This is a genomic window from Janthinobacterium sp. SUN100 (assembly GCF_030397705.1).
In the GTDB taxonomy this organism is placed as follows: Bacteria; Pseudomonadota; Gammaproteobacteria; order Burkholderiales; family Burkholderiaceae_D; genus Janthinobacterium; species Janthinobacterium kumbetense.
The window spans coordinates 782,194-806,890 of sequence record NZ_JAPUBU010000002.1 but is presented as its reverse complement, the minus strand read 5'-3'; the positions used below and the strand labels follow the sequence as shown (position 1 = coordinate 806,890).

The window sequence follows — 24,697 nt, the reverse complement described above, 5'->3', positions numbered from 1 at the left end:
GTCAGTGTTCCTTCACGAGGATGGCGTTCAGCGATTCGCGTACGGCCAGGAAGGCTTGCTGCATCTGCTGCAGAAGGGGAGCCGCGCCCTCGGTGCTGCCGGCGCGGCCCAGTTTTTCCATTTCCTTGCACAGCTGTGCCAGGCCGTCGGCGCCCACGTTGGCGCTGCCCGACTTGAGGCTGTGCGCCACCTTGCGCAGCGCTTCCGCATCCGCTGTCGCGATGGCTTCGCGCATGGCGCCCAGCTGGCGCGGCGTCTCGCCGGTAAATGCGAGGATGACCCGTTCGAGCAGCGCATCGCCATCCGTGCCGGACAGCGCGCGGATGTTTTCCAGCGCCTGCCGGTTCAGCGGCGGGGCCGATGCCGGGGATGCAGGCGCCGGCGGCGTTGCCACGGGCGGCGGCTCGGGCGGCGCCTCCTGCGGCGCTTCGCTGTGGTGCACGGTGGCCGCGCGCGGCAGGGTGATCCAGCGGGCGATCGTGTGGCCCAGGTCTTGCTGCGTAAAAGGTTTACTCAGGTAATCGTCCATGCCGGCCGCCAGGCACGCTTCGCGGTCGCCCTGCAGCGCATTGGCCGTGATGGCGACGATGGGCAGCACGCGCGCGTGGCCGCAGTGCTGTTCATGGCGGCGGATTTCCGCCGTGGCGGCAAAGCCATCCATCACGGGCATCTGGCAATCCATCAGGATCAGATCGAAATCCTCGGCCTGCGCCGCCTGCAAGGCTTCTTCGCCGTTGCGCGCGCAGACGACATCGAGGCCCAGGCTGTCGAGCATGGCCAGCGCCACTTCCACGTTGACGGGATTGTCCTCGGCCAGCAGCACGCGGCGGCGCTGGCGCCGGCCCACCTGGCGCGCCGTGTGCGGCGGATGGATGCGCAGGCTGTCGCTGGCGCGCGGCGGCGTGACGATGCAGTCGAACAGGTCGCATTCGCGGGCCGGCTTGATCAGCTGGTAGGCCACGCCCGCCTCGCGCCGCTGCACGGGGTCGGCCGCCGCCTGTTCCGTGCTCAGCAGCAAAAGCTTGAGGTCGGCCAGCAGCGGGTCGCTCTTGATGTTGGCGGCCAGGGCCAGGCCGCTGGTGCGCGGCAATTCCATGTCGAGCAGGGCCACGGCATACGGCGTGCCCGCCTGGGCGGCCGCGCGCAGCTTGCCCAGGCAGTCGCTGGCCGTGCCGGCGCTGTCGCTGACGATGTGCCAGCTGGCCAGTTGCCGCTCCAGCACGGCGCGCGTGGCGGGTGTGTGGTCGACGATCAAGGCGCGTAGCCCTCGCGTGGTTTTCAGGTTGAAGGACGGGTCGTCGCTGTCGACCCGCCGCTTATCGAAATTTACTTCGAACCAGAAGATCGAGCCTTGCGTTAAAGCATTATCAACGCCGATAGTGCCGCCCATCAGCTCCACCAGCTGTTTCGAGATCGTCAGCCCCAGGCCCGTGCCGCCGTGCTTGCGCGTGGTCGAGCCGTCCGCCTGCGAAAACGATTCGAAGATGCGCGTCTGCGCCTCGTTCGAGACGCCGATGCCCGTGTCGTGCACCTCGAAGCGCAAGCCCACGCTGGGCGCGTCTTCGCTGCACACGGTCACCTTCACGGTGACCTTGCCCGTTTCGGTGAACTTGATGGCGTTGCCCAGCAGGTTGACGATGATCTGGCGCAAACGGTTCGGGTCGCCGCAGATGGCGATCGGGATGTCGTAGGCGATGTCGAATTCCAGGCTGATGTTTTTCGCTTCCGCCTGCGGCGCGAACACGTGTTCTATATCGTCGAGCAATTCGCGGAAATTGAAGCGGATGTATTCGACGCTCAGCTTGCCCGCTTCGATCTTGGAAAAGTCGAGGATGTCGTTGATGATTACCAGCAAATTCTGTCCCGAGCGCTGCACCATGCTCGTGTAGTGGCGCTGCTGCGGGCTCAAAGGGCTGGCCAGCAGCAGTTCCGTCATGCCCAGCACGCCATTCATCGGCGTGCGGATTTCATGGCTCATGGTGGCGAGGAAGGCGCTCTTCGCCTGGCTGGCCGCCTCGGCCGCATCCTTGGCCTTTTCCAGCTGCGCCGTGCGCACGCCCACCTGGCGCTCCAGCTGGTCGCGGTAATTGGCCAGCGTGCTGTCGCGGCTGTCGATCTGCGCCAGCATGTCGTTGAAACTGTCGATCAGCACGCCCAGCTCGTCGCTGCGCTGGTGCGCGATGCGGTGGCTGTAGGTCTGGCTGCTCGACACTTTCTGCGCCGTATCGATCAGCTTGGTGATCGGTTCGGCGATCACGCTCTTGAAGCGCCGCGCGAGGAATACGGCGACCAGGAAGGACAGCACGGTGGCGCCGCCGATGGCGCTCACGTGGCGGCCGATGTCGCGCCACATGTGGTTCAGGTCCGCCTCGATCAGCACGGCGCCGATGATCTGTTGCGGCTCGCCCGGCCGGTAGACGGGGCGGTACAGGCGCATGGCGGGCGCCAGGGTCGTGCCCGAGCCTTGCGTGACGGGCTGCACGGCCATGTCGGCCAGCAAGGCCGGGTCCATGTCTTCCGGCGCCGGCAGGCCGTCCGCATGCTGCGGCGCGCGGTACAGGGCGAACAGGCGCCCGCCCTTGTCGAACAGGGCCGCCTGGGCCACCTCGTTGCGCGCGGACAAAGCCGCCAGCACCTGTTCCGCCTGCCCCTGCGCCGATTTTCCCGCCAGCAAAGGCACGGCGCCGGCCGCGCCGATCACGCCCGCCAGCGACAGCAGTTGCTTGCCTTCATCATTTTTGTGGCTGAGCACGGACGTCAGCGCAAACGCCACGAACACCAGCAGCAGCGCGCAGCCCGACGACAGTACCGAGATCATGGTCAGCTTCTGGCTGATGCTGGAGCGTTGGAAATTGAACATGCGTCGCTGCTTCCCCGGTCGCCCGTTGACTGTTATTTAATTCCTATTGGAAAAATATAGACGCGAAGACACACCCTGATATTGATGTGGGTCTAATGGAAGAAAGGGGAGGGGAACTTACTGAAGAGGAAACAACAGGGTGATCCAGCAGGATCACCCCCAGACTCAATTGTGAGTCACGACACAGGACTTAACAGCAACCGCCACGCTTGCCGGCGCCGCCGTAACGCGCTTCCTGCCGTTCGCGGAAAAACTCTTCATACGTCATCATCGGCTCGCCGGGATGGGTCACTTCCCGGTGCGCCACGTAGGTGTCGTACTCGGGCAAGCCGCACATGAGCCGCATGCTTTGCCCCAGATACCGTCCAGCCTTGATGATTTCGTCGATCATCATTGCACCGTGGGCATGGCCTGGAACGGCGTTTCCTTGGTGCTCGGGCGGCTGTCGGCGCGCGCCTTCAGAATCGTGCGGATGCCGAAGAACAGCACGCTGACGACGACGATGACGAAGAAGGCGGCCAGGCCGGCGTCCAGGTAATCGTTGAAGATGATCTGTTGCATCTGCGCCACCGACTTGGCCGGTGCCAGCAGGGTGCCTTCATCCAGGGCCGCCGAGTATTTCCTGGCGTGCGCGAGGAAGCCGACGCGCGGATTGGCGTCGAAGATCTTTTGCCAGCCCGCCGTCAGGGTGCACAGCAGCAGCCAGATGGTCGGCGTGATCGTCACCCACGCATACTGGCCACGTTTCATCTTGAACAGCACGCAGGTGCCGAGGATCAGCGCGATGGCCGCCAGCATCTGGTTGGCGATGCCGAACAGCGGCCACAGGGTGTTGATGCCGCCCAATGGATCGACCACGCCCTGGTACAGGAAGTAGCCCCAGGCCGCCACGCACAGGCCCGTGGCCAGCAGGTTGGCGATGACGTTTTCCGTCTTTTTCAAGCTTGGGACGAAGCTGCCCAGCAAGTCTTGCAGCATGAAGCGGCCGGCACGCGTGCCCGCATCGACGGCCGTCAGGATGAACAGCGCTTCGAACAGGATGGCGAAGTGGTACCAGAAGGCCATCATGGCCTTGCCGCCGATGGCGCCGGAGAGAATCTGCGCCATGCCGACGGCCAGGGTCGGTGCGCCGCCGGCGCGCGAGATGATGCTGTGCTCGCCAACGTCCTTGGCCGTCTGCGTCAGCATGTCCGGCGTGACATAGAAGCCCCACTGCGAGATCGCCTGTGCGGCGGACTCTGCCGTGGTGCCGATCAGGGCGGCCGGGCTGTTCATGGCGAAATAGATGCCTGGCTCGATGGTCGAGGCGGCCACCAGGGCCATGATGGCGACGAACGATTCCATCAGCATGGCGCCATAGCCGATGAAGCGGGCGTGGCTTTCGTTTTCAATCATCTTCGGCGTGGTGCCCGAGGAAATCAGGGCGTGGAAGCCGGACACGGCGCCGCAGGCGATGGTGATGAACAGGAAGGGGAACAGATTGCCCGACCAGACGGGGCCGGAGCCGTCGATGAACTTGGTCATGGCCGGCATTTTCAGGTAAGGCGCGACGACGATGATGCCGATGGCCAGGCCGAGAATCGTGCCGATTTTCAGGAAAGTCGACAGGTAGTCGCGCGGCGCCAGCAGCAGCCACACGGGCAGCACGGAAGCGATGAAGCCGTAGCCGATCAGCATCCACGTCAGTTCCGTGCCCGTGAACGTGAACATCGGACCGAGCACGGCGTGTTCCTGCACGTACTGGCCGCCGATGATGGCCAGCATCAGCAGCACGAAGCCGATGATGGAAATCTCGCCGATGCGGCCCACGCGGATGAAGCGAGAATACACGCCCATGAACAGGGCGATGGGAATCGTCGCCATCACGGTGAAGCTGCCCCATGGGGAGCCCGTCAGCGCCTTGACGACGATCAAGGCCAGCACGGCCAGGATGATGACCATGATCATGAAGCAGCCCAGGAGCGCAATCATGCCGGGAATTTCGCCCAGTTCAGCCTTGATCAGGTCGCCCAGGGAGCGGCCGTCGCGGCGCATGGAAATGAACAGCACGATGAAATCCTGCACGGCGCCCGCAAACACGACGCCCGCCAAGATCCACAGCATGCCGGGCAGATAGCCCATCTGCGCGGCCAGCACGGGGCCGACCAGGGGGCCGGCGCCGGCGATCGCCGCGAAATGGTGGCCGAACAGCACATATTTATTCGTCGGCACATGGTCGAGGCCATCGTTGTGCTTGAAGGCGGGCGTCATGCGGCGGGCATCGAGGCCCAGCACCTTGTCGGCGATGAACAGGCTGTAGAAACGGTAGGCGATCAGGTAGACGCAGACGGCGGCGATGACGATCCAGATTGCGCTGATCGGTTCGCCGCGTTGCAGGGCGACGACGCCCAGGGACCCGGCGCCTGCCAGCGCAAGCGCTGCCCAGCCGAGCTGTTTGAAAATGCGGTTCATGCTTCCTCCAGAGATTGACGGGCGCTGTGCCGTGCGATGATGTGTGCTGCCGAGCCTGGTCGTTGCCAGTTTGGTATGAATTGGTGTATCTGCAGCTTATGGCGAGTATTCAGGAATCGTATAATTGCCGCAAGCGCACGACTACGCAGTAACGCTCAGTATTACTACGCAGACCGATCGCGTCGCCGCGACGTAAAATCACGCATTCCCACCAGCATCGACGCCGCCGGAGCGCCAGGCCATGAAACTCAGACAGAAAGTCATCTTCCTGGCCATCACGCCGCTGATCCTCGCCCTGTGCGCCATCGCATTTGCCGTGCGGCACCAGGCCATCACCCTGGCCGAGCAGCAGCGCGCCACCATCCAGCAGGCGTACCTGGCCAGCAAGGAAGCCGAGCTCAAGCATTACGTGACCCTGGCCAGCCATTCCATTGCTTCCCTGTACCAGTCGGGGCGCAAGGATGACGCCACGCAAGAGGAAGCCAAGCGCATCCTGTCCGCCCTCAGCTATGGCGACGATGGCTATTTCTTCATCTACGATTTGCAGGGCAAGTCGCTGATGCATCCGCGCCAGCCCGAACTGGTGGGGCAGAATCTGTGGCAGTTGCGCGACGCCGAGGGCAATCTGACCATCCAGCGCCTGATGCAGCGGGCGAAGGGCGGCGGCGGTTTCGAGCGCTACAACTGGATCAAGCCGTCGAGCAACAAGTCCGCGCCCAAGCTCGGCTATGTGATCCTGATGCCGGAATGGGGCTGGATGATGGGCACGGGCATCTATATGGATGACGTGGACCAGGCGCTGGCCAAGGTCGACGCCCAGCAGTCGCGCAATATCCGCTCGACCATGGAATTGATCGCTGCCATCGCCATCCTCGGTTCCCTGCTGGTGGCCGCCTGCGGCCTGGTGCTGAACTTGCGCGAATTGCGGGTGGCCGACGCCAAGCTGAAAGTGCTGGCGCAGCGCGTGGTCGAGTCGCAGGAAGAGGAGCGGGCACGGCTGTCGCGCGACTTGCATGACGGCATCAGCCAGTGGCTGGTGTCCATCAAACTGCAGATCGAGGCGGGCATCGCGCGCCTGGCCGGCAATGCCGAACAGAAAGATAAGGCGCCTGCCACCTTCGAGCGGGCCGCCGAGCAGCTGAACAAGGTGCTGGGCGAGGTGCGGCGCATTTCGCACAACCTGCGCCCGGCCATTTTAGATGACCTGGGCCTGGCCGCCGCGCTCGACCACCTGGTGCATGAATTTAACGACAGCAGCAGCGCGCAAGCCAGTTTCACGGCCAGCCCGGCGGTGGCGGGCGAGGGCTTGCCCGACATGGTCAATACCGTGTTGTTCCGCATCGCCCAGGAAGCGCTGACCAATTGCGAGCGCCATGCCCACGCCAGCGGCGTGGAAGTGAGCCTGCACGAGGCGGGCAAGGCGGTGGAATTGCGCATCCAGGATAATGGCGGCGGCTTCGATTTCGACGGCATCGCCCTGCATCCGCAGCGCGGCATCGGCCTGCGCAACATGACGGAACGCATGGAAGCCATCGGCGGCAGCCTGCACATCACTTCGTCCCCGGCCGGCACCGTGGTGCTGGCGCGGCTCGGTCTTCCATCCACACACTAAATAGATACGCAACCATGACCGAGAAGATCAACATCCTGCTGGTGGACGACCACCCCCTCGTGCGCGACGGCTTGCGCGCGCGCCTGGAAGCGGTGGCGCATTTCGACGTGGTGGCCGAGGCGGGCGGCGCCGACGAGGCGTTGAGCCAGGCGCGCGCGCACCAGGTGGACCTCGTGTTGATGGATATCAATATGCGCGGCACGAATGGCATTGAGGCGACGGCGCTGTTCAAGCAGGCGTTCCCGCAGATTGCCGTGCTGATCCTGTCCATGCACGACAAGCTCGAATACGTGTCGCAGGCGATCGCCGCCGGCGCGCGCGGCTATGTGCTCAAAGATGCTCCTGGGAAAGATATCGTCTTCGCCATCGAGACGGTGATGTCCGGCGGCATTTATTACAGCGCCGCGCTGGCGCGGCAGCTGTCGCGCCCGCAAGTGCACGATTCCTTCCTCACCACGCGCGAGCAGCAAGTGCTGCAGCATATCGCGGCGGGCCAGTCGAACAAGCAGATCGCCCGCGACCTCGACCTGAGCGTGCGCACGGTGGAGACGCACCGGCTGAACATCAAGCGCAAGCTTGGTATCGAAGGGCAGGCCGAATTGATCAAATATGCGGTCGAGCACGCGCATGGCGGCAGCGCCTGAGCAGGCGTGCGCGGTGCCGTGGTTTTGTCAAACCCGCATGACAGGCGGGTCTCCCGGCGGAATGTTTTTTTTGAATATTTATTGCCAAAATTAAACTGTTTCGTGGGTGAGATTCGGATAGAATGATTCTCGCTGTCGAAATGGCATCCCTGTCGGGCCAGGGTTGCCAATGCTGGTCAGTTTATTTACTATGGCGCCCTACCCACACTGAGATACCGATGTCAGCGTCTGAATCAAACCTGTTTCCGTTGGTGGGATTACAAGCAGTTGCCAATGCTCATAACGAGTGGGTCGCTGTCACCTTGCATGTACCGCAGGCCTCGACGGCGCCGCTGCTGGCAGCGCTGGCCGCCGCCGATGCGTATGCCTTCCTGGCGCCGCTCGACTGCATCATTCCCCTGGCCGACCCGCATGACGTGGACGAGGCCGTGCTGGCGCAACTGGCGCCGCAACGCACCATCTTCCGTTTGCCGGCCCATCTTGCCGGCGACAAGCACATCCAGAAAAAATGCCAGCAATGGCGCGACGCCGGCTATCGCCTCATTCTCGATGGCGCCGCAGCCGGTCCCGTGACGGCGGCGCAAGTCGACGCGCGTGCACTGAGTTTTGACGCGTCCGGCGCCCGTCCGGCCCTGCACCAGTTGCTGCCCTTGGCGGGACCGCACCTGGCCTACAACATCGCCGACGCGGGGCAGTTTGCCGCCTTGCAAGAACTCGGCGTCAGCTGGTTTGCCGGCGATTACGCCCTGCACCATGCGCGCCAGCAAAGCGAGCCGGAAGACGCCACGTCGCGGCGCCGCCTGCTGGCGCTGCTGGGCTTGCTGGCCCGCGATGCCGACGCGCACGAGCTGGAAGTGCCGCTCAAGCAAGATCCATCGCTCAGCTATCATTTGTTGAAACTGGTCAATTCAGCCGCTTTCGGTTTCACGGCGCCGATTACCAGCTTCAGCCAGGCCATCACGTTGCTGGGCCGGCGCCAGCTGCAGCGCTGGCTGCAACTGCTGCTGTATGCGCGGCAACAGGACGATGGCAAGATCCACGCGCTGTTGCCGCTGGCTGCTGTGCGCGCGGCGCAGATGGAAGCGCTGTGCCAGCTGCGCGGCGGCGACCGCGACGCGCAAGACCTGGCCTTCATGGCGGGCGTGTTCTCGCTGCTCGACGTGCTGCTGGGCATGCCGATGGAAGAGATCATCGCCACCCTGAACCTGGCGCCGGAAGTGAGCGTCGCTTTGCTCGAACGCAATGGCGAGCTGGGCACCTTGCTGGCGCTCGTCGAAAGCGCCGCGCCGCCGCCCGAGGGCTTGCGCCGCGCCGGCATCGATGGAGAAACCTATTGGCGCAGCCTGCTGCAGGCCTACCAATGGGCCATCCAGGTCAGCCGGAACCTCTAGCATGACCCTGTTTCCGGTGTCGGATTTCCTCGGTGACAGCGCCGCCCTGTGCGACGCCGTCGTGCGTTTGCGCGGCCCCGCGCTGGTCGCTGAGCTGGGCCGCATCGCCAGCGCCGTGATGGCCAGCCCGCACGGCCAGTTCCTGCCCGCGGCCAGCCTGGACGCCGCTGCGCCGCCCGCGCCGTTTCCCCGCGATACGCCGGCCTTGCTGCAGGAAATCAGTTTTGATGGCCACTGTTTCGGCCATTACAGCGTGGCCGGACGCAGCCTGTACAGCGACGCCGACCGCCGCCACCTGGCCAGCCTGGCATCCTTGACGGCGGGCGTCTTGCAAGTGCATTCGCTGGCGCAACGTTCCACGCACGCCTACGCGCAAGTCGAAGCCTTGCTGGCGCAGCAGACGCAAATCCTCGACCAGTTGCACGAATCCGTGCTGACGATGGACTTGACGGGCTACATCACCAGCTGGAACAAGGGCGCCGAGCGCCTGTTCGGCTACACCTCGGTGGAAGCCGTGGGCCGCAACATCCTGTTCCTGTACGACGATGAAGACACGGGTTTCCACGACGCCTTCCTGGAGCAGGGAGGACGCCTGATGGAGGTGCGCCGCCGAAAGAAGTCAGGCGAGATCTTCTGGGCCAGCCTGTCCTTGTCGCCGCTGCAAGACCTGGACGACAAGCCCATCGGACTCATCGCCTACCTGACGGATATCACGGAGCGCAAGCTGGCCGAAGAGCGCTTGCACCACCTGGCGTATTACGACCCGCTGACCAGCCTGCCTAACCGCACCTTGCTGGCCAAGCTGGTCGACCAGGCCCTCTCCGTGGCGCAGCGCAGCAAGATGCTCGGCTGCGTGCTGTTCATCGACCTGAACCGTTTTAAACTGATCAACGACACCCTGGGCCGGCGCATCGGCGACGAACTGCTGCGGCAAGTCTCGCTGCGTTTCCGCCATGCCTTGCGCGACCAGGACCTGGTGGCGCGCCTGGGCGGCGACGAGTTTGCCGTCGGCCTGTTCGACATCGGCCAGCATTTCGAGGCCAGCATGGTGGCGCAAAAGCTGCTGGGCTCGCTGGTGGAACCGTTCCTGATCGAAGGCCACGACCTGCGCGTGGGCGCCAGCATCGGCATCAGCGTGTACCCTCAGGACGGGCAGGACGCGGAAACCCTGCTGCGCCTGGCCGATATCGCCATGTACCGCGCCAAGCAGGACAGCGGCGGCGAAGGGGAAAGCGTGGCTTTCTACAGCCAGGACATGAACCTGGGCATGCAGGCGCGCATGCGCCTGGAAACAGGCTTGCGCCAGGCTTTGTCCGAGCAGCAACTGTTGCTGCACTACCAGCCGAAATACGCGCTGGGCAGCGGCCGCATCATCGGCGCCGAAGCCCTGGTGCGCTGGCACCACCCGCAGCACGGCATGATCCCGCCGGCCGAATTCATCCCCCTGGCCGAATCGACGGGCCTGGTCGTGCAAGTGGGCGAATGGGTGCTGGAAGCAGCCTGCGCCCAGGCGCAGGCGTGGAAACTGGCCGGCCTGCCGCCGATCCGTCTGGCCGTGAACGTTTCCGCCCGCGAATTCACGGCAGCCTTGCCCGCCAGGGTGGCGGCGACCCTGGCCCGCTATGGCCTGGAAGCGGCCTGGCTGGAGCTGGAAATCACGGAAAGCACCCTGATGCACAACATCGAGAGGGTCATCGGCATCATGGACCGCATCACGGCCCTGGGCGTGGCCCTGTCGCTGGACGATTTCGGCACTGGCTATTCAAGCTTGTCCTATTTGAAACGCTTCCCCATCGACACCCTGAAGATCGACCGGTCTTTTACCACCGGCATCCCCACCGACGCAAGCGACTGCGCCATCGCCAGCACCATCATCAGCATCGCCCAGCAGTTGCACCACAAGGTGATCGCGGAAGGCGTGGAAACGACGGAACAGCTGGCTTTCCTGAAGAGTTCTGGCTGCGACGAGGTGCAGGGCTACCTGTTCTCGCGCCCGTTGCCGGCGGGGGAGTTCGAGAAGGCGCTGCGGGAAAACTGGGGCGTGTAGGCTTTCCGTTGGCATGCCGGCGCAGCCCACTGGCCCCCGAGGCCGCTTTGGGGCTTAAATGCGCGCCACCGACTACTCGCCATTGGTAAGCCACGGACCTTTATGTATAATGCTGCCATCTGGAAGCGTGGCCGAGTGGTTGAAGGCACCAGTCTTGAAAACTGGCGACGGGTTAAACTGTTCGTGAGTTCGAATCTCACCGCTTCCGCCAAGTACATAAAAAATTCGTGAGTATACTCAACCTATATTCCACCGAATTTCATTGAAAATCAACGACTTAGCTTGATTTTTATCCCTCCGAGTCACAGATTCGGAACCATCCAAAAACCATCCCACAGAATCACGCGTAGGCTGAAATGTAGGTATCATGCGGTTTTTCTCAAACCCGTACCTACAGGATTTCGCATGGCCATCAATACGCTTACCGATGCAGACTGCCGCCGCGCCACGCCGAACGACGGCAAACTGCGCAAGCTCTTCGATGGCCACGGCCTGATGCTGGCCGTCCTGCCAAGCGGAAACAAGGTTTGGCGCATGGCCTATCGTAACGACGAGGGCAAGCAGCAAACTGCCGTCATCGGCCCGTATCCCCTGATCGGCCTCAAGGAAGCACGCGAGCGCCGCGACGTTTTGCGGTTGAAACTGATCGACGGCGACGACCTCAAGCCGAAGCGCAAGGCAAGCAGCCCATCCATTACCCTTGATGCCGCCATCGATACCTACTGGGCGGGACGCACGGACATCAGCGCCGGCTACAAGGCAAATGCACTGCGCGCGCTGGCCATGTACATCTCCCCGACGCTGGGCGCGAAAACCGTGCGTGAAATTACCAAGGAAGACTTGATGGCCGCGCTGCGCCCGATGGATGCCGCCGGCCTGTCCGTCTACGTCCGGCGCGTGCGCATGTGGGTGGGCCAGGTTCTTGACTGGTCCATCCAGCACGGCCACTGCGAAGAGAACCCCGCATCGAACATCAATTCGAAGGTCGCCTTTTCCCGCAAACCGCGCGAAGGCTTCGCCGCCCTGGCATTGGCCGAGGTGCATCCGTTCATGGAGCGCCTGGACCTGGAAGATGAAATTCAGTCTGTGCTGGCCTGCAAGCTGCTGGCGTTGACGTGGACGCGCACGGACGAGTTGCGGCGCATGACCTGGGCGGAAGTGGAGGGCGATGTCTGGCGGATACCGGGCAAGCGCATGAAGAAGGGCCGCGAGCACCTGGTGCCGCTGTCTTCCCAGGCGCTGGACCTGCTGGCGGAAATGAAGCTGCGTTCGCGGGGCAGCAACTACGTTTTCCCGAACGACCGGGGTGGCAGCCGCCCCATGAGTGAAAACGCGATTCTTTACCTCATTCACCGTATCGGCTTCAAGGGCAAGATGACGGGCCATGGCTGGCGCAAGGTCGGTTCCACCTGGGCCAACGAGCACGAGTACAACTCGGACCATGTCGAGGTGCAGCTCGCGCACAAGGACGGCGGCGTGCGCGGAGTGTACAACTCGGCGGAATACCTGAAGCAGCGCCGCGTAATGCTTCAGGCCTTCGCTGACTGGCTGTTAAAGAAGCCTGATCCCAGCGGCTTGGAGCGTTGAAAGGCGCCATCCCAGCGTGCGCTGGGTTATGGAAACGTCCGCCGGCGGCAGCTTGTTCTCCTTCACCCATCTGCGCAGCGTCTCCGAAGTGACGCCCAGCATTTTGTATAAGTCCTGGCGGTAAATAATTCGGTCTTCGTTCATTACTTGATTCCTTTCGTGGTGGGGTTTTTCTTGCGCTGGCCTGGTTCTGCATGGCCTGTTTTGCTTTGCACCGCCAAGGCGAATGCTTCGGCCTCCGTGTGGTGCGGCACTTCGACGCCAGGCTTGCGGTAGTCGCGCAGCCGGCAGAATTCTTTGTATTGCTCCATTTTTCACTCTCCGTCGAGGAATAGACTGTTCATGCGGGCACCATGCAGCGTCGCGCCAGGGAGACCAGCCAATGTGCCAGCTCGGCGGGCGTGTGCTCGCGTTCTGCCTTGCCGCATTCTGGTCGCCAGCCTGGATCACCTTTCCGGCGCCGCTCGCCGGCGCGGTTGCGGCCAGCTGCGGCGATCACGTGCGAGGCGTCGCCCAGGACGATGGGCATGGCCGGTATTTGAGCCGGCGCACAGCCGACGATGTACAGCAAGGTGGCCTTTTCGGCGCGGTGGCCAAACGAGCTTTGGAAGATTGGGAGCGTCCAGCCGCCAAATTTGTCCCGCTCGCCGATCGCTGGCAAGCCGCAGTGTGGCCAGAGGGTCGAGCGCTTTGGATGCTCGAGCACGCCACCGAATTTGCGCACCTGGGCGACGGCCCACACAGCGAGTTCCTTTTCGTCCGGGCGAGGCTTGGCTAGATGGCGCAGCGTGCCCCACGAGCGGCACGGCGGATGCGCCACCACCGGCACGCCACCTGGCCAGGCGCGGGCGTCGCGCTCTGCATCCCATGCATCGACCGCCGGCATGGTCTTGTAGATCGAATTGGCGCGCACGAACAAGGCCGCCACGGCAGGTAATGAGGGTTCCGCTGTCATGCTGGGCACCCGACAGGCGCGACAGCCTTCTTGACCGCCTCAATGGCGCCCAGCGGCACCGCACGGAACATGCCCGCCCACTGGTGGTCCAGCTCCACCCAGGCGTGCAGCTCCCCATTGCCCACGTCGCGGCGCAGGTCGTTGACGGTGCCGGCCTGGTAGCCTTCATCGGTGTCGAATGTCACGCGGTCGCCCAGGGCGACTTGCCGCGGTGAATTGGTCGAGGTGGTCAGCATTGCGGTTTTCCTTTCAATTTGGCAGAAACGCCGCACACGCCGTAGCGGTCGATGGCGTCCAGAATCACGTCACCGCAACAAGCGGCAATCGCGGCATAGTCAAAGCGTTCGGTTTGCGTGCGAACGATCACGGCGTAGGTGCTCATGTGCCATTTCCTTCATTGGGTGGGTTGTCGGGGACGATCAGCCGGGGATACGGGCAGGCGTTGACGGCCGCCCAGGCGGCAATCAGCGCTGTTTTTGCCTCGTGGGACAGGTTGGGCGCGGGCGCCGCCGGCGGCGTGGCCGGGGTAGGGCCAACGGGGTGCGTACAGTTATTTACACGAGTCCGAGGAACGGCAACCCCAACAGCCACCGCGCGAGCGCCTGTGGCCTGTACCGGCGTCCACGTATGGCGCACGGACTTGAAGACCACGCCAATCAGATCACTGCAGCGCACGCCGTAGGGCGTGATGCGCTGGGTTTCGCCGTAGCGGCCGATGACGGTCTTTTCGTCCTTGGCCAGCGTGACGACCAGTTCCTTGCGCGGCACCAGGGCGCCGCCTTGGGCGCGCAGGTACTCGGCCCAGCAGGCGCGCTTTTCGCCGTCGATCTTTTGCACGGCATTCCAGGCGCGGCGCATGGCGGCCGGCGCTTCATTGACCATGCTTTCCTCGATGCGGCGCAGTTCGCGCCATACGGTGACGGGCGCGCCGCCCCATTGCTGGAATTGACGGATGCCCCAGCACGCGGCCCAGGACTCGACGCGCGCCGATGGCGTCAGCTCGACATCGCCTTCAGTGTCGGCCGTGACGACATAACCTTCCTTGGTCTTGTGCTCAGCCACGCCGTCGATGTTCTTGGCCACGTACTTGGCGATGTAGCCGGCGGCGCTGCCCTTGGTCCAGTCGATGCGTTTGACGTCCAGGCGGCGCGCGAAGGCGCCCGGTTCGCCACGATCCACGCGCCAGGCGTAGCGCTTCATGATGCGGATGGCGCGGCCGGCCACGTCCTGCAGGTGGGCCGTCTTGTATTTGGCCGTGGGGCGGACGAACAGCAGCAGATGCCAATGCGGACAGCCATCGTGATGCGGCTCGGCGATGCGGAAGCCGTATAGGCCGATGCCCCGGCGCGCCAGCGCGGAGCGGCACAGCGACGTCATCTTGCCCAGGTAGGCGTTTGCCTCGCGCGGCGTCGAGCCATCGAACTTGTCGTTTGGCTTGCCGCTGTGCTGCATGGCGTGGAAGCGCGATGGGCACGTCCAGGTGATGAAAATGCCCTGGTCGCCGCACTCGCGGGCGATCTGCTCAAAGCCGTTGATGCGCAACATCAGTTCGCCGCGCCGGATGGCCTTATTCGCTGTCGTTTTCTCGGCCAGCTCGGCGATGCTGAATTGCTGGCCGTTTTCGTTTTGCACCAAGGTGGCGGCCAGTGCTGCCGCGTTGCGGCGGTTCTGCGCCAGGCGCGATAGCACGGCATCATTGCTGGCGTAGGGTTCACCGCGATAGTTCACATAGCCCAGGCGGATATTGCCGGCCTCGAAGGCGCGCTTGACGCGCTTGCGCAGTTGGCGGCGCCACCAACGGGCGTCCACCAGGCGGGCGATGGTGTCGGTCATCGTGTCGAACTCGGGCAGCTCAATGCCATACGAGGCGCATTCGTCTTCCATGATTTGCAAGGCGTGCGTGTCGGATACGGCCATCCACAGCATTTTGGTCACGCCGGCAGCCGCGCGCTCGGCGGTGGCTACGATGTCGGCATCGCTCTGCGACAGGTCAACGCCGGCCGGCACGTACTGTTCGGCGAACTCGCGCACAAAGCTGGTGGCGACGGATTCATAGACTTTGTACCAGGACGACCAGGCCATTTTGGCCATGGCGGCCGTGATGACGCGGTTGCGCCATTTGTAGGGGATGCGGGCCAGCTCGGGCGCGAACTGGGCGGATCGCAAAAAGGCTTCGTGACGCTGCGGGGCAGGCAGCAGGATTTGTTTAGATTGCATTCAACAGTCTTTCGTACACACGGATAGCGGCAGAGGTGGCGGCGCGCAGCTCGATGCGCTCTTCCTCGGTAAATGAATGGATGGGCGATTCCCAGCGGTCGGCGTCCAGGCCGGCGGCGATCAACACGGAACGGCGCGCGCCACGCGGCGACAATCCCCAGGCCTGGGCCATGAAGGGCGCCAGATTGCGCGGCTTGATGCTGCGCAGCTGGGCCTTGGCTTCGGCGATGGCGGCCAGCGCATGCCCGGCGCCCGGTGGCGTCGGCATATCCTTGTCGCGCGCGGCCAGAATCTCGGCGGCAGGCTGGAACGACAGGTGATTGTCGATAAGGGACGCCGGCATGGTTCAGTCCTTGATGAAGCCAATGGCCCGCAGCACGCCGGGGGCAATGACGATCAGGAGCGACAGCAGCCAGATGCCGCAGGTTTTGGTCAGGCGCAGCATTAGCGTGCCCCTTCCTTAGGAAAATACTTGGCCCAATCAGTCTGTGTTCTTAAGGAGCTGATGTACGGCACGACGCCCAATTCGCTGGCGAACAGATAGCGCAAATCGATTGCCAGATCGCCGAGCAGAACACGTTGGTGCTCAGGTGTAAAAAAGCCCGCAACATTCAAAGCTTGCGCATCGCTGATGATGAAGGTGAGATTGGCAGCGCCGTAGGCGTGATAGGTCTTGGCAATCTCATGGATGCGGGCGGACAGCGCCGCAATGCCGATGCCCGCGCTGGCTTGCAGCAGAAAACACGTTGGTGCCACGGGGACAATGCAATTTTGCAGGGTCGGGCGGATCGTGCTTGATGCCATGGATTTGTCGGCATCACTGGTGGCGTGCAGCGTGTTTTCCATCGGTTTTCCTTATTTCAGGTTGAACGAATCCCGCACGCTCAAAAAGGAGCGCTGCAGGGCACAGCAAAAAAGGGGAGTTACAACGGCCGGGCTACGGCGGCGCGAGAATCGGGATAGTCATCAGCAGCCCACTGTCAGGTCGAGGGCCAGCTGGCTGGTGGCCGCCGCACGCGCATGCTGGGACATCGGGATGCGGATATCCGGCTTGGGCATGGCGGACAGTGAGAGTGTGCGCAGTACTTCCAAGCCTGCTACGAAAGAGTGCCCGCAGTCCGGGTTCTGGCACATGTAGGTGATTTCCTTGAACATGGCGGACATCGTGCGGCTTTTGACGGCGCGGACGGTGTATTCGCAATGCGGACAGGGCAGGCCGATGACTCTCATTTCAGCTTTCTTTCCACTTGGTACAGGGCGCGACCGCGACCTGTCATGTTTTTCGACTGTATGCGTAAGCGCGACTTGACGAGCCATTCAGCTGCCTGATCGATACTTGCCAGCCCCTGGCGTTGGCGCACGAGTTCCAGCACCGCGCGCTCTTCGTCATTGAGGTTAATTTGATGGTCTGGCATTTTTTGGAACTTTAGAGTTGCTCAAAAGTGACTCGGTTTAAACGCTACGACGCTGTACGCTGTCGATGGTGGCGTCATCCAAGGCGATCACTGCCAAGGCTTCACGCATCACGATCTGGCGCACCAGCACCGCAAGCTCTTCGCCCTGGTAGTTGGCGATCGAGGAAACGAGCTGGTGCTCATAGTCATCGAGGCGCAGCATGACGCGGTGGCTGCGGATACGTTTTGCATCGGGGTACATGACGTGGTCCTTAGTGGGTGGATTTGGATGCGAGTTCGCGCTTGTAGTCGGCGAGGCCGCGCAGGATCAGGAAGCGGAGGAACCAGGCACGGGAACGTTCAAGTTTCGTAGCGCAGCTTTCGACCTCGTCTACCTCGTCAGGCGTCAAGCGGACGCCGAGTGGCCGAGAAGTGATGCCCTTCGCAGTACGTCGGACTTTTGACAAATTATTCATAATGTTATGATCTGTAATCGCTACGGAATGGCGTAAATATATCACTCATTTGAGTGATTTGGAAAGGTATTTGTACTCAAATGAAGTATTTTTTTGATCGTCTTAAGGACGAACGGAAGCGCCTCGGCCTCAATCAGGACGAGTTTGCTGCCCTTGGCGGGGTAAAAAAGGGTGCCCAGTTCAATTACGAAAATGGCTCCAGGACACCAGATTCGGACTACCTGGCCGCTGTCGCTGCGGCTGGGGTAGATGTGTTGTATTTGTTGACAGGAGAGCATGCGTCCTCGGCGTTGCCTGCAGACGAGCAAGAATTGTTAATAGGCTATCGCAAATTGGATATTCGGGCGAAAGCGAGGGTTCTTGGTGTGCTTGAAGGAATTATTGAACCTGCGGTGACCCCAGCACCTAGGTCAGTCGAACGCAGCACGCAGATGGTTTTCCATGGCAAAGTTGGACAGCAGATTCATGGAGATGTAACGGCTCCACAAACGATCAACGTTGGTCGCAAAAAAAAATCGCCGTAATAATACGTGGGGAAAGAAAAAATTAGCAGCGTTAAGGCGAAAGAGCAGATGGAAAATTTTCGCCTTGGCACCAATCCTCTTTGCTTGCTGTTGGTTTCAATATCGATGTGAAATAATAAAACCAGTGACTTCCCGGATCATCAGCAAATTGGATTGCTACGATGGGAGATCTTGCGTGATTTGCATTATTGTGGAGAAAAATAATTTTTGAATTCGATGGTGCATCTGGATCCTTCCATGGGGCTCTACAAGGGTGACTGGTAATTTTATCTGGAAAATTGGTTGTCTGGGTTCGCCGTTAGATGAGAAATGTATTTTCTTTGTGCTAAAAAGGACTGTTTGCTAATGTTATATAGAATATTATTTATTCTCTTATTTGTCTTTAATGCTAATGCCATCGCTTCCGATAAGCTGACATCTAAAGAGATTTTTTCAAAACAACAAGATCGCTTGCAAAAGATAGAAAATGATTTAAGTGACTTTCAGCATAAAGTGCAAATTTCTCTTGATTCAAGCGATAAGCGACTTGCCGATTTTAGCGCGCAATTTGGGGCGCAGGCCACAAATCAAGGAACGAACGCGACTTGGTTGGGAACTATTGTGGCGATCACTGGTTTAGCTATTAGTGTGATTGTGGCTCTTGCTGGATGGCTTACTTACGTCAATGCAACGGCGCGTGCTAAGAGTGAGGCGAAGAAAGCAGTGAAGAAATGGTTTGATGGTAAAGACAGTCATCTTCAGGAATTGATTGTTAATCTAGTGAAAGAGGCAGAGGCAGGTCGCGCTAAGATTGCCGACGATATGGGTAGGTTCGGGAACGATACACTGGTAGCTAGGAATAAAATAAATGCGGCGATCTTGGCGTTTATGCCGCAGACTGGTGATGCAGATCAAGTACAACACTCGGAGGATCCTGCGGCTGTCGAAATCATCCAGAATGCTAGTGAAGAACTCAAAGCCAAACCTGAAAGCGATTTTAGTGCCAATGACCACTATGTTCGAGGGCTTGCCCTTTACAAGAACGGGAAGTTTGAGGGCGCCCTAGATTCGTTCGACGCAGCAATTAAACTTGGCGTAAACGTGCCAGCAAATGAACATGTTTTGTATTTGCTTCTCAAGGGAGTTACGTTGGGACAGCAAGGCAAGTACGATGCTGAAATTGCCGTCTATGATGAGATTGACAGACACTTTGGTAAAGACTTTGCGCCTGATGTGCGCGAACGAGTGGCTGGCTCCTTAACCAATAAAGGCATAGCATTGGGCCATCAAAACAAGCCCCATGATGAGATTGCTGTCTACAATGAGATTGATAGTCGCTTTGGCAGGGACGTGGCGCCAGGTGTGCGTGAGCGAGTAGCTGAGGCTTTACGCAACAAGGGCATCGTACTTGGCCAACAAGGTCGGAGAGAAGAAGAAATTGCCGTCTATGACGAGATCGATAGACGTTTTGGCCAGGACGTAGCTTCTGGCGTGCGAGAACGGGTGGCTGTGGCGTTGCGGAACAAGGGCATTGTGTTGGGGCAACTAGATAGGCTTGAAGACGAAATCGCCGTCTACGATGAAATTGACAGGCGTTTTGGCCAGGATGTAGCACCGGGTATGCGCAAGCGTGTCGCGGAGGCATTGCGCAACAAGGGTATAACGCTCGGCATGCAAAACAAGTTCCGAGATGAAGTTGCGGTCTATGATGAAATTGCAAGGCGCTTTGGCCAAGACGTGGCACCTGGCACGCGTTCGCTGGTTGCCGAGGTATTGATTAACAAAAGCATTGCGTTGAGTCAACTGGATAACTTCGAAGAATGCATCACCGTTTGTGACGAGATTGATAGTCGATTTGGTCAAGACGAAGATCCGGATATGCGCGAACGAATGGCCCAAGCCTTAAAGAATAAGGCTATCTTGCTGGGCCAGCAGAATAGATTTGACGATGCAATCGCCGTCTACGACGAGATTGAAAGACGGTTTGGTCAGGACATGGTACATGCCGTACGCCAGGTGGTGGCTCAAGCGTTACTTAACAAGGGTACAGTGCTTGGCCAACAAGAGAGGTCCAATGACGAAATCGCTATGTATGATGAGATTGACCGGCGCTTTGGTCGGGACACTGCTACTGGTATGCATCAGGAGGTGGCCTCAGCACTACGCAACAAGGCCATTGTGCTAGGCCAACAGGGGATGCTCGACGACGAAATGGCTGTCTATGACGAGATCGATCGACGCTTTGGTTTAGACGTGACGCCTGGCGTACGCGAGGTAGTGGCCCAAGCATTGATCAACAAAGGTTGTTTGTTGGGCAAGCTGAACAAACACGATGACGAAATCGCTACTTACGATGAGATCGACAGACGCTATGGCCAAGACTCTGAGCTTGAAACGCGTAAGATTGTGGTCGGTACATTGAACAATAAAGCTATAGTGCTACACCAGCAAAATAGGCTCGATGACGAAATTGCTGTGTATATTGAGCTCGATAGGCGCTTTGGCGAGGACATGGCGTCTGGCGTGCGAGACGTAGTGGCCGGAGCATTACGCAATAAAGGGGGAGCACTGGGGTTACAAGGCAAGCCAGACGAAGAAATCGCTGTCTACGATGAGATTGATAGGCGTTTTGGCCAAGATCCGGAGCCTGATTTGCGTCAGCGCGTGGCCGAAGCGTTGTGTAACAAGGGTGAGGTGCTTAAAAAACTTGCTAATCTTGACGGCGAAATTCTTGTCTATGATGAGATTGACAGACGCTATGGGCAAGACGAAGCGCTAAACATGCGCGAGCTGGTGGCCGGGGTATTAAACAGCAAGGGTACGCGGCTGCTCCAACAGGATAATTATGAAAGAGCCATCGCTGTATTTGGTGAGATAGACACACGCTATAGCCATGACGTGGAGTCCGGTATGCGCCATCTGGTTGGCAACGCGTTAAATAGTATTGGCTTTGCGAAAATTATTCAGGCTAAGGCTAGTTGGTCGGATGAGCCACAGCGAACAAAGCTATTGACTTCGCTACAGTCGGTGCTTAAACGTGCGTTTATGATTTGTGGTGAGGATGATCGTGCAATAGTATTAGGTAATATTGGATATGGACAGTTTCTTTTGGCACAAAACATGGGATTGGATGAAACGCGTGAGTGCTTGATTCTCGGTGGTCAGCAAGCGCTCGAAAATCAACTTGCCGACGCAAAAAAACATCGCATCGAACCGGAAGATACTGAATATGAGCGCCTGCTTAATACATTGTGGCAGGATATTTTGACCAATTCGAGAAAATCTGTCTGATGATTTTTCTAAACATGGACCAGCCATTTTAGGAAGGCGGCTTTATTGCGAAGATCTACCGATAAATCAATGAAGTTTTCCGCGATGGCGGGGTCAGGTCTGCCATTCAGAGACGATCTCGGCCTTGGTATCTAGGCTCACAACACACTGTGATGTACTAATTATCAATATGGCATGACTAACTATGCTGCGTATCCGTATTGACGCCGAGCTTACGCAGAGACTTTAGCTTGTGGATCCGCATAGTTGGGCCTGTGTCGGAATGGCAGAGCTGCCCCTTAAACTGTTAAACACTCTACATCGCCGGGAAGGCTTACTCTCTGGGCCACGTTGAACGATCACGCGGCAGAGCCATGGAATGTGTAGGACAGATGGGCGATATTCCAGCGATGTGGTTGGATCGAGGAAAATAAACTTAGTATAACTTAACGCCTGCCGCGTCAATTTTTGACGGCATTTACATGGTTTAGTGCTAATTTTCGCTTGCTGATTTTATCTTTTTTAGAAATTAAAAATTAGGTCTTATCATGAATTTACAGCCAAATGTAATTGTATTCTGCCCTGATCAATGGGGTGAGGTAGATAAGTTTTCAAAATTTTATGCTGGAACTCATAGCTTTGGCAGTGATGTAAAAAAAGCCGTCTCGGGGATAGGCGGACACTTCGACAAAGCAATTACATTGCGTAATCTTGCGATGAAGCTTGTGCCAAATCTAAAAATTGATCAGGCGGAATTGACCGCTAATGGATTTACAAGTGCATCTAATGCGACAGAATTTGCCGCAGTTGTTGAGGGAGTTTTTACCGAACTTTACTCTTCTGTTGATTGCGCCAGAAAAGTTGTTACTGCGATATACAAGAAATGTAGGGGAATTACTGACTCCACCCGGAGATTTTTTACTCGTGCTGTAAGTGGCGGAATTAGCGATTTTCCTCCTGAGCTACGAATAGCGTTCACTGAGGCGACTTGGTATGGCGAATTACTCGGTATTCGAGACGAACTCACGCATTCTAATATAGGCTCATGCTTTCAAGCTTCTGGAGAAGATAATATTTCCTACATGCATCAAGGTATGATAAGAAATTCTAAGCCGCTAGTTATCAATGATATTTTCAAAAAGATTGAAGAATTGATAGCTGGAGTAAATCAATTTTTAGGGCGAATTTTTAACTTTTTAAATTCTCAGTTGCTTGAGACTTCACAAACTGTCCTCTGTGGTTTTTTTTATGGAAGGGCATATGTAAGAGATTTAATAGTGGCTAAGCACATTGATTTCAATAGTGGCATTTGTAATTCAAAATCATGGTTCGATACTGCTCCCGAATTTACATGCCCATTAGCGTTACAGTGCGGCGCCTACAAACGTGCGGGTTAGATAGCTGGCATCCTGCGCATTTCGAGCTAGATTTCCGATAGTCAAGATTCTTCGGCATTTTCCCTGATAATTTCTCGCACCTCCTTGATGTGCTGCCATGCGCGCTTGGCAGCGCCCTTGGCGCTGCTCTTGCTCTTGTAAAGGTGATCCAGTTCTTTGAGCTTGCCGGTGGCACCCGCCGTTTCTTGCCCAGCCTTTTTCTTCTTCGCCGCCACGTCCTTCCACTTGGCCACCACGCCCGTGATGCCTTCGTCCGGGTCTTTCTCTTCCTCTCGCTCGGCCTCGACCGCCTCCGTCTTCGTTTCAAATTCCACACGCGTGGTAAAGCCGCTGCTGCCAAGGCTGTGCGTGACCTTGACCGATAGCCACTCGGTGGCGTCAATTTCGGGCTTGAAGCCTGTCACGGTCACGGGCGATTGGGGGAACACGGCCGGGTTGCCCAGGGCCAGGCTCATTTCAAAGGTGGCCAGGCCGCGCAGGATGCGCTGCCATTCGGCCACGGCCGCCGCGCGCGCGTCGGCTTCATTGGCGAAGGTGGTGCGCAGGCGCTTGCTGTTGCCTGGCACGCCGGCCACAACGCTGCGGCGGCGCGCGTAGCGCTCGTCGTGCCAGAAGGCGCGCACGCCCGTGTAGGCGTCGCTCTCGGCGCTGTGGTAGCGGTGGCCGTCGCCCAAGGCGCGCGTGATGGGGATGACCGGCAGCGCCTTGCCGCTGGCGGTGCGGCTCTGGTTGATGGGGATGAAGAGCAGGGTGTCGTTCTTGACGGTGGCCACCGCGTCGTATTTCCTGCCCAGCCGGCGCAGGAAAGCCGCATCGCTTTCGTGGGTCTGGTCGATGTGCTCGACAGCGGTATCGCGCAGGCGCGCCGACACGCCCGACGTCAGCTCGTTGCGAAAGGCAATGGCCTCGATGATGGCGCCCAGGGTGGTCTTGTGAAAGCTGTGCTCCTGCTGCTGTTTGAAGGTGTCGATCAGGTTGGCCGACCTGGCGCGCAGGGTAATGGTGTCGGGCGCTCCGCTGTGCTCCACCTCGTCGACGGTGAACTTGCCCATATCCACCAGGTCGGACGCTTGCCAGCCCAGCGCCAGGGCGATCTGCGCGCCGCGCGGCGGCAGGGCCAGCTTGCCGTCGCTGTCATCGAGCGAGATATCGAGCTGGTCGCTCTCGTCGCCACGGCACAGGGTCAAGGTCAGATTGATTAGCCGCGGCGAGACGATGGCCGTCAAGTCCGTGTCCTCGATGCTGACCTTGAAGGCGGGGATATGCTCGCTCATTTGAACTTGTCCGCCGCGCTGCCGATGGCGCCGCTGATGCTGCCGCCGATCTTGTCTTTCATCTCGCTGACCACGCCGCCATACTTCGAGGTGATGCCGCCCACGACATTGCCCACCACGCTGCCCACGGCATTCTTCGCCGCGCCGGCAATGCTGCTGGTCATGCCGTCGATGCTGAGCATGTTTTTCAGGTCGCCGATGTCGCCCAGGCCGACCATGGCCAGCACGCCATCGTCGTCGCGCTTGAGTGCAATCGAGAACTCGACGCGGCGCGCGCCGCCGCTGCCGTCCAGGATGGTGCGCCCCTCCGTCATGCTTGTGATGCGGTAGGAGCCGAGAATGCGGCCCGTGCCCTGGATCAAAATCCACGATTTGCCGGTGTCCGCCATCATGTGCAACGCATCGAGCGAGTACAGGGAGCCGGTCAGTTCCGGCGCCACCCAGCCCGACAGGGTAATCGTGTCGTCGCCGGGCCCCACGTACTGGTGCGCGTCGCGCAGGCCCACGCGCGCCGTGCTGGCGTGCTTCCATTCCGTTTGCCGTTGCAGCTCGTGATAGGCCAGGGTCGGCAGGCTGAAGACGAACATTCCTAAAATCATCATCATGGTGTGCTTCTTTC

General features: G+C 59.7%; 23 protein-coding genes and 1 tRNA gene. 9 read left to right on the top strand and 15 right to left on the bottom strand.

What is annotated here, in order from left to right; genetic code table 11:
- Position 1 precedes the first annotated feature (1 nt).
- From O0881_RS15920 to O0881_RS15910, 3 genes are all read right to left on the bottom strand, one after another.
- Positions 2-2,860, bottom strand: coding sequence for a response regulator (locus tag O0881_RS15920; RefSeq protein ID WP_289912135.1), 2,859 nt, complete (start codon positions 2,858-2,860; stop codon positions 2-4).
- Positions 2,861-3,050: 190 nt separating this feature from the next.
- Positions 3,051-3,251, bottom strand: coding sequence for a YbdD/YjiX family protein (locus tag O0881_RS15915; protein WP_010396213.1), 201 nt, complete (start codon positions 3,249-3,251; stop codon positions 3,051-3,053).
- Positions 3,251-5,311 (bottom strand): carbon starvation CstA family protein, encoded by a 2,061-nt coding sequence (locus tag O0881_RS15910; RefSeq protein WP_251350882.1) that lies wholly within the window; start codon positions 5,309-5,311, stop codon positions 3,251-3,253. Before O0881_RS15910 ends, O0881_RS15915 begins: the two co-directional genes overlap by 1 nt.
- A gap of 241 nt (positions 5,312-5,552) precedes the next feature.
- Here O0881_RS15910 and O0881_RS15905 point away from each other — a divergent pair, with 241 nt between their 5' ends.
- From O0881_RS15905 to O0881_RS15880, 6 genes are all read left to right on the top strand, one after another.
- Complete coding sequence (locus O0881_RS15905; protein ID WP_289912133.1) at positions 5,553-6,923, top strand: cache domain-containing protein; 1,371 nt, start codon at positions 5,553-5,555, stop codon at positions 6,921-6,923.
- A 14-nt stretch (positions 6,924-6,937) separates the two neighbouring features.
- Positions 6,938-7,567, top strand: a complete 630-nt coding sequence (locus O0881_RS15900; protein ID WP_099664952.1) for a response regulator transcription factor — start codon at positions 6,938-6,940, stop codon at positions 7,565-7,567.
- Between the two features lie 302 nt (positions 7,568-7,869).
- Positions 7,870-8,958 (top strand): HDOD domain-containing protein, encoded by a 1,089-nt coding sequence (locus O0881_RS15895; RefSeq protein WP_354670217.1) that lies wholly within the window; start codon positions 7,870-7,872, stop codon positions 8,956-8,958.
- Position 8,959: 1 nt separating this feature from the next.
- Entirely contained in the window at positions 8,960-11,005 is a 2,046-nt protein-coding gene (locus O0881_RS15890; RefSeq protein ID WP_289912130.1) for an EAL domain-containing protein, read from the top strand.
- 121 nt (positions 11,006-11,126) lie between these two features.
- Positions 11,127-11,216: transfer RNA gene (locus tag O0881_RS15885), tRNA-Ser, on the top strand.
- A 194-nt stretch (positions 11,217-11,410) separates the two neighbouring features.
- Positions 11,411-12,592: an integrase arm-type DNA-binding domain-containing protein gene (locus tag O0881_RS15880; protein ID WP_289912129.1), complete on the top strand. Its 1,182-nt coding sequence runs from the start codon at positions 11,411-11,413 to the stop codon at positions 12,590-12,592.
- Between the two features lie 143 nt (positions 12,593-12,735).
- Here O0881_RS15880 and O0881_RS15875 read toward each other — a convergent pair whose 3' ends face one another.
- From O0881_RS15875 to O0881_RS15830, 10 genes are all read right to left on the bottom strand, one after another.
- A complete protein-coding gene (locus O0881_RS15875) occupies positions 12,736-12,903 on the bottom strand; it encodes a hypothetical protein (RefSeq protein ID WP_289912128.1) in 168 nt (55 codons plus the stop codon).
- A 29-nt stretch (positions 12,904-12,932) separates the two neighbouring features.
- On the bottom strand, positions 12,933-13,547 hold the full coding sequence (locus O0881_RS15870; protein WP_289912127.1) for a hypothetical protein: 615 nt from the start codon (positions 13,545-13,547) through the stop codon (positions 12,933-12,935).
- Positions 13,544-13,783: a hypothetical protein gene (locus O0881_RS15865; protein WP_289912126.1), complete on the bottom strand. Its 240-nt coding sequence runs from the start codon at positions 13,781-13,783 to the stop codon at positions 13,544-13,546. Before O0881_RS15865 ends, O0881_RS15870 begins: the two co-directional genes overlap by 4 nt.
- A complete protein-coding gene (locus tag O0881_RS15860) occupies positions 13,777-13,929 on the bottom strand; it encodes a hypothetical protein (RefSeq protein WP_170846482.1) in 153 nt (50 codons plus the stop codon). The genes O0881_RS15865 and O0881_RS15860 overlap by 7 nt, the downstream gene beginning before the upstream one ends.
- A complete protein-coding gene (locus O0881_RS15855; protein ID WP_289912122.1) occupies positions 13,926-15,764 on the bottom strand; it encodes a replication endonuclease in 1,839 nt (612 codons plus the stop codon). Before O0881_RS15855 ends, O0881_RS15860 begins: the two co-directional genes overlap by 4 nt.
- Positions 15,754-16,107: a hypothetical protein gene (locus tag O0881_RS15850; RefSeq protein WP_035820917.1), complete on the bottom strand. Its 354-nt coding sequence runs from the start codon at positions 16,105-16,107 to the stop codon at positions 15,754-15,756. The genes O0881_RS15855 and O0881_RS15850 overlap by 11 nt, the downstream gene beginning before the upstream one ends.
- Before the next feature lie 101 nt (positions 16,108-16,208).
- The gene (locus O0881_RS15845) at positions 16,209-16,610 is read right to left on the bottom strand and encodes a hypothetical protein (protein ID WP_289912119.1); all 402 of its coding nucleotides are present in this window, start codon (positions 16,608-16,610) and stop codon (positions 16,209-16,211) included.
- A 120-nt stretch (positions 16,611-16,730) separates the two neighbouring features.
- Positions 16,731-16,994, bottom strand: a complete 264-nt coding sequence (locus O0881_RS15840) for an ogr/Delta-like zinc finger family protein (protein WP_289912118.1) — start codon at positions 16,992-16,994, stop codon at positions 16,731-16,733.
- A complete protein-coding gene (locus O0881_RS15835) occupies positions 16,991-17,179 on the bottom strand; it encodes a hypothetical protein (protein ID WP_046682347.1) in 189 nt (62 codons plus the stop codon). The genes O0881_RS15840 and O0881_RS15835 overlap by 4 nt, the downstream gene beginning before the upstream one ends.
- 37 nt (positions 17,180-17,216) lie before the next feature.
- Positions 17,217-17,420 carry a hypothetical protein gene (locus O0881_RS15830; RefSeq protein WP_035820909.1) on the bottom strand — a complete coding sequence of 68 codons (204 nt, stop codon included), beginning with the start codon at positions 17,418-17,420 and terminating at the stop codon, positions 17,217-17,219.
- Between the two features lie 294 nt (positions 17,421-17,714).
- Between O0881_RS15830 and O0881_RS15825 the strand changes: the two genes are divergently transcribed.
- The 3 genes from O0881_RS15825 (at position 17,715) to O0881_RS15815 (ending at position 22,804) form a co-directional block, all read left to right on the top strand.
- Positions 17,715-18,158: a helix-turn-helix transcriptional regulator gene (locus O0881_RS15825; RefSeq protein ID WP_289912116.1), complete on the top strand. Its 444-nt coding sequence runs from the start codon at positions 17,715-17,717 to the stop codon at positions 18,156-18,158.
- Between the two features lie 345 nt (positions 18,159-18,503).
- Positions 18,504-21,428, top strand: coding sequence for a tetratricopeptide repeat protein (locus O0881_RS15820; RefSeq protein WP_289912115.1), 2,925 nt, complete (start codon positions 18,504-18,506; stop codon positions 21,426-21,428).
- A 527-nt stretch (positions 21,429-21,955) separates the two neighbouring features.
- Positions 21,956-22,804, top strand: a complete 849-nt coding sequence (locus tag O0881_RS15815) for a hypothetical protein (RefSeq protein ID WP_289912114.1) — start codon at positions 21,956-21,958, stop codon at positions 22,802-22,804.
- Between the two features lie 41 nt (positions 22,805-22,845).
- Here O0881_RS15815 and O0881_RS15810 read toward each other — a convergent pair whose 3' ends face one another.
- Both O0881_RS15810 and O0881_RS15805 read right to left on the bottom strand, forming a co-directional pair.
- Positions 22,846-24,078, bottom strand: a complete 1,233-nt coding sequence (locus O0881_RS15810; protein ID WP_289912113.1) for a contractile injection system protein, VgrG/Pvc8 family — start codon at positions 24,076-24,078, stop codon at positions 22,846-22,848.
- Positions 24,075-24,683: a phage tail protein gene (locus O0881_RS15805; protein WP_289912111.1), complete on the bottom strand. Its 609-nt coding sequence runs from the start codon at positions 24,681-24,683 to the stop codon at positions 24,075-24,077. Before O0881_RS15805 ends, O0881_RS15810 begins: the two co-directional genes overlap by 4 nt.
- Positions 24,684-24,697: the final 14 nt, after the last annotated feature.

Excerpts from the sequence above, each read along its gene's own strand:
- O0881_RS15920 (WP_289912135.1), bottom strand. The coding sequence starts at position 2,860 with ATGTTCAATTTCCAACGCTCCAGCATCAGCCAGAAGCTGACCATGATC.
- O0881_RS15915 (WP_010396213.1), bottom strand. The coding sequence starts at position 3,251 with ATGATCGACGAAATCATCAAGGCTGGACGGTATCTGGGGCAAAGCATG.
- O0881_RS15910 (WP_251350882.1), bottom strand. The coding sequence starts at position 5,311 with ATGAACCGCATTTTCAAACAGCTCGGCTGGGCAGCGCTTGCGCTGGCA.
- O0881_RS15905 (WP_289912133.1), top strand. The coding sequence starts at position 5,553 with ATGAAACTCAGACAGAAAGTCATCTTCCTGGCCATCACGCCGCTGATC.
- O0881_RS15900 (WP_099664952.1), top strand. The coding sequence starts at position 6,938 with ATGACCGAGAAGATCAACATCCTGCTGGTGGACGACCACCCCCTCGTG.
- O0881_RS15890 (WP_289912130.1), top strand. The coding sequence starts at position 8,960 with ATGACCCTGTTTCCGGTGTCGGATTTCCTCGGTGACAGCGCCGCCCTG.
- O0881_RS15880 (WP_289912129.1), top strand. The coding sequence starts at position 11,411 with ATGGCCATCAATACGCTTACCGATGCAGACTGCCGCCGCGCCACGCCG.
- O0881_RS15875 (WP_289912128.1), bottom strand. The coding sequence starts at position 12,903 with ATGGAGCAATACAAAGAATTCTGCCGGCTGCGCGACTACCGCAAGCCT.
- O0881_RS15870 (WP_289912127.1), bottom strand. The coding sequence starts at position 13,547 with ATGACAGCGGAACCCTCATTACCTGCCGTGGCGGCCTTGTTCGTGCGC.
- O0881_RS15865 (WP_289912126.1), bottom strand. The coding sequence starts at position 13,783 with ATGCTGACCACCTCGACCAATTCACCGCGGCAAGTCGCCCTGGGCGAC.
- O0881_RS15860 (WP_170846482.1), bottom strand. The coding sequence starts at position 13,929 with ATGAGCACCTACGCCGTGATCGTTCGCACGCAAACCGAACGCTTTGAC.
- O0881_RS15855 (WP_289912122.1), bottom strand. The coding sequence starts at position 15,764 with ATGCAATCTAAACAAATCCTGCTGCCTGCCCCGCAGCGTCACGAAGCC.
- O0881_RS15850 (WP_035820917.1), bottom strand. The coding sequence starts at position 16,107 with ATGCCGGCGTCCCTTATCGACAATCACCTGTCGTTCCAGCCTGCCGCC.
- O0881_RS15845 (WP_289912119.1), bottom strand. The coding sequence starts at position 16,610 with ATGGAAAACACGCTGCACGCCACCAGTGATGCCGACAAATCCATGGCA.
- O0881_RS15840 (WP_289912118.1), bottom strand. The coding sequence starts at position 16,994 with ATGAGAGTCATCGGCCTGCCCTGTCCGCATTGCGAATACACCGTCCGC.
- O0881_RS15835 (WP_046682347.1), bottom strand. The coding sequence starts at position 17,179 with ATGCCAGACCATCAAATTAACCTCAATGACGAAGAGCGCGCGGTGCTG.
- O0881_RS15830 (WP_035820909.1), bottom strand. The coding sequence starts at position 17,420 with ATGTACCCCGATGCAAAACGTATCCGCAGCCACCGCGTCATGCTGCGC.
- O0881_RS15825 (WP_289912116.1), top strand. The coding sequence starts at position 17,715 with ATGAAGTATTTTTTTGATCGTCTTAAGGACGAACGGAAGCGCCTCGGC.
- O0881_RS15820 (WP_289912115.1), top strand. The coding sequence starts at position 18,504 with ATGTTATATAGAATATTATTTATTCTCTTATTTGTCTTTAATGCTAAT.
- O0881_RS15815 (WP_289912114.1), top strand. The coding sequence starts at position 21,956 with ATGAATTTACAGCCAAATGTAATTGTATTCTGCCCTGATCAATGGGGT.
- O0881_RS15810 (WP_289912113.1), bottom strand. The coding sequence starts at position 24,078 with ATGAGCGAGCATATCCCCGCCTTCAAGGTCAGCATCGAGGACACGGAC.
- O0881_RS15805 (WP_289912111.1), bottom strand. The coding sequence starts at position 24,683 with ATGATGATGATTTTAGGAATGTTCGTCTTCAGCCTGCCGACCCTGGCC.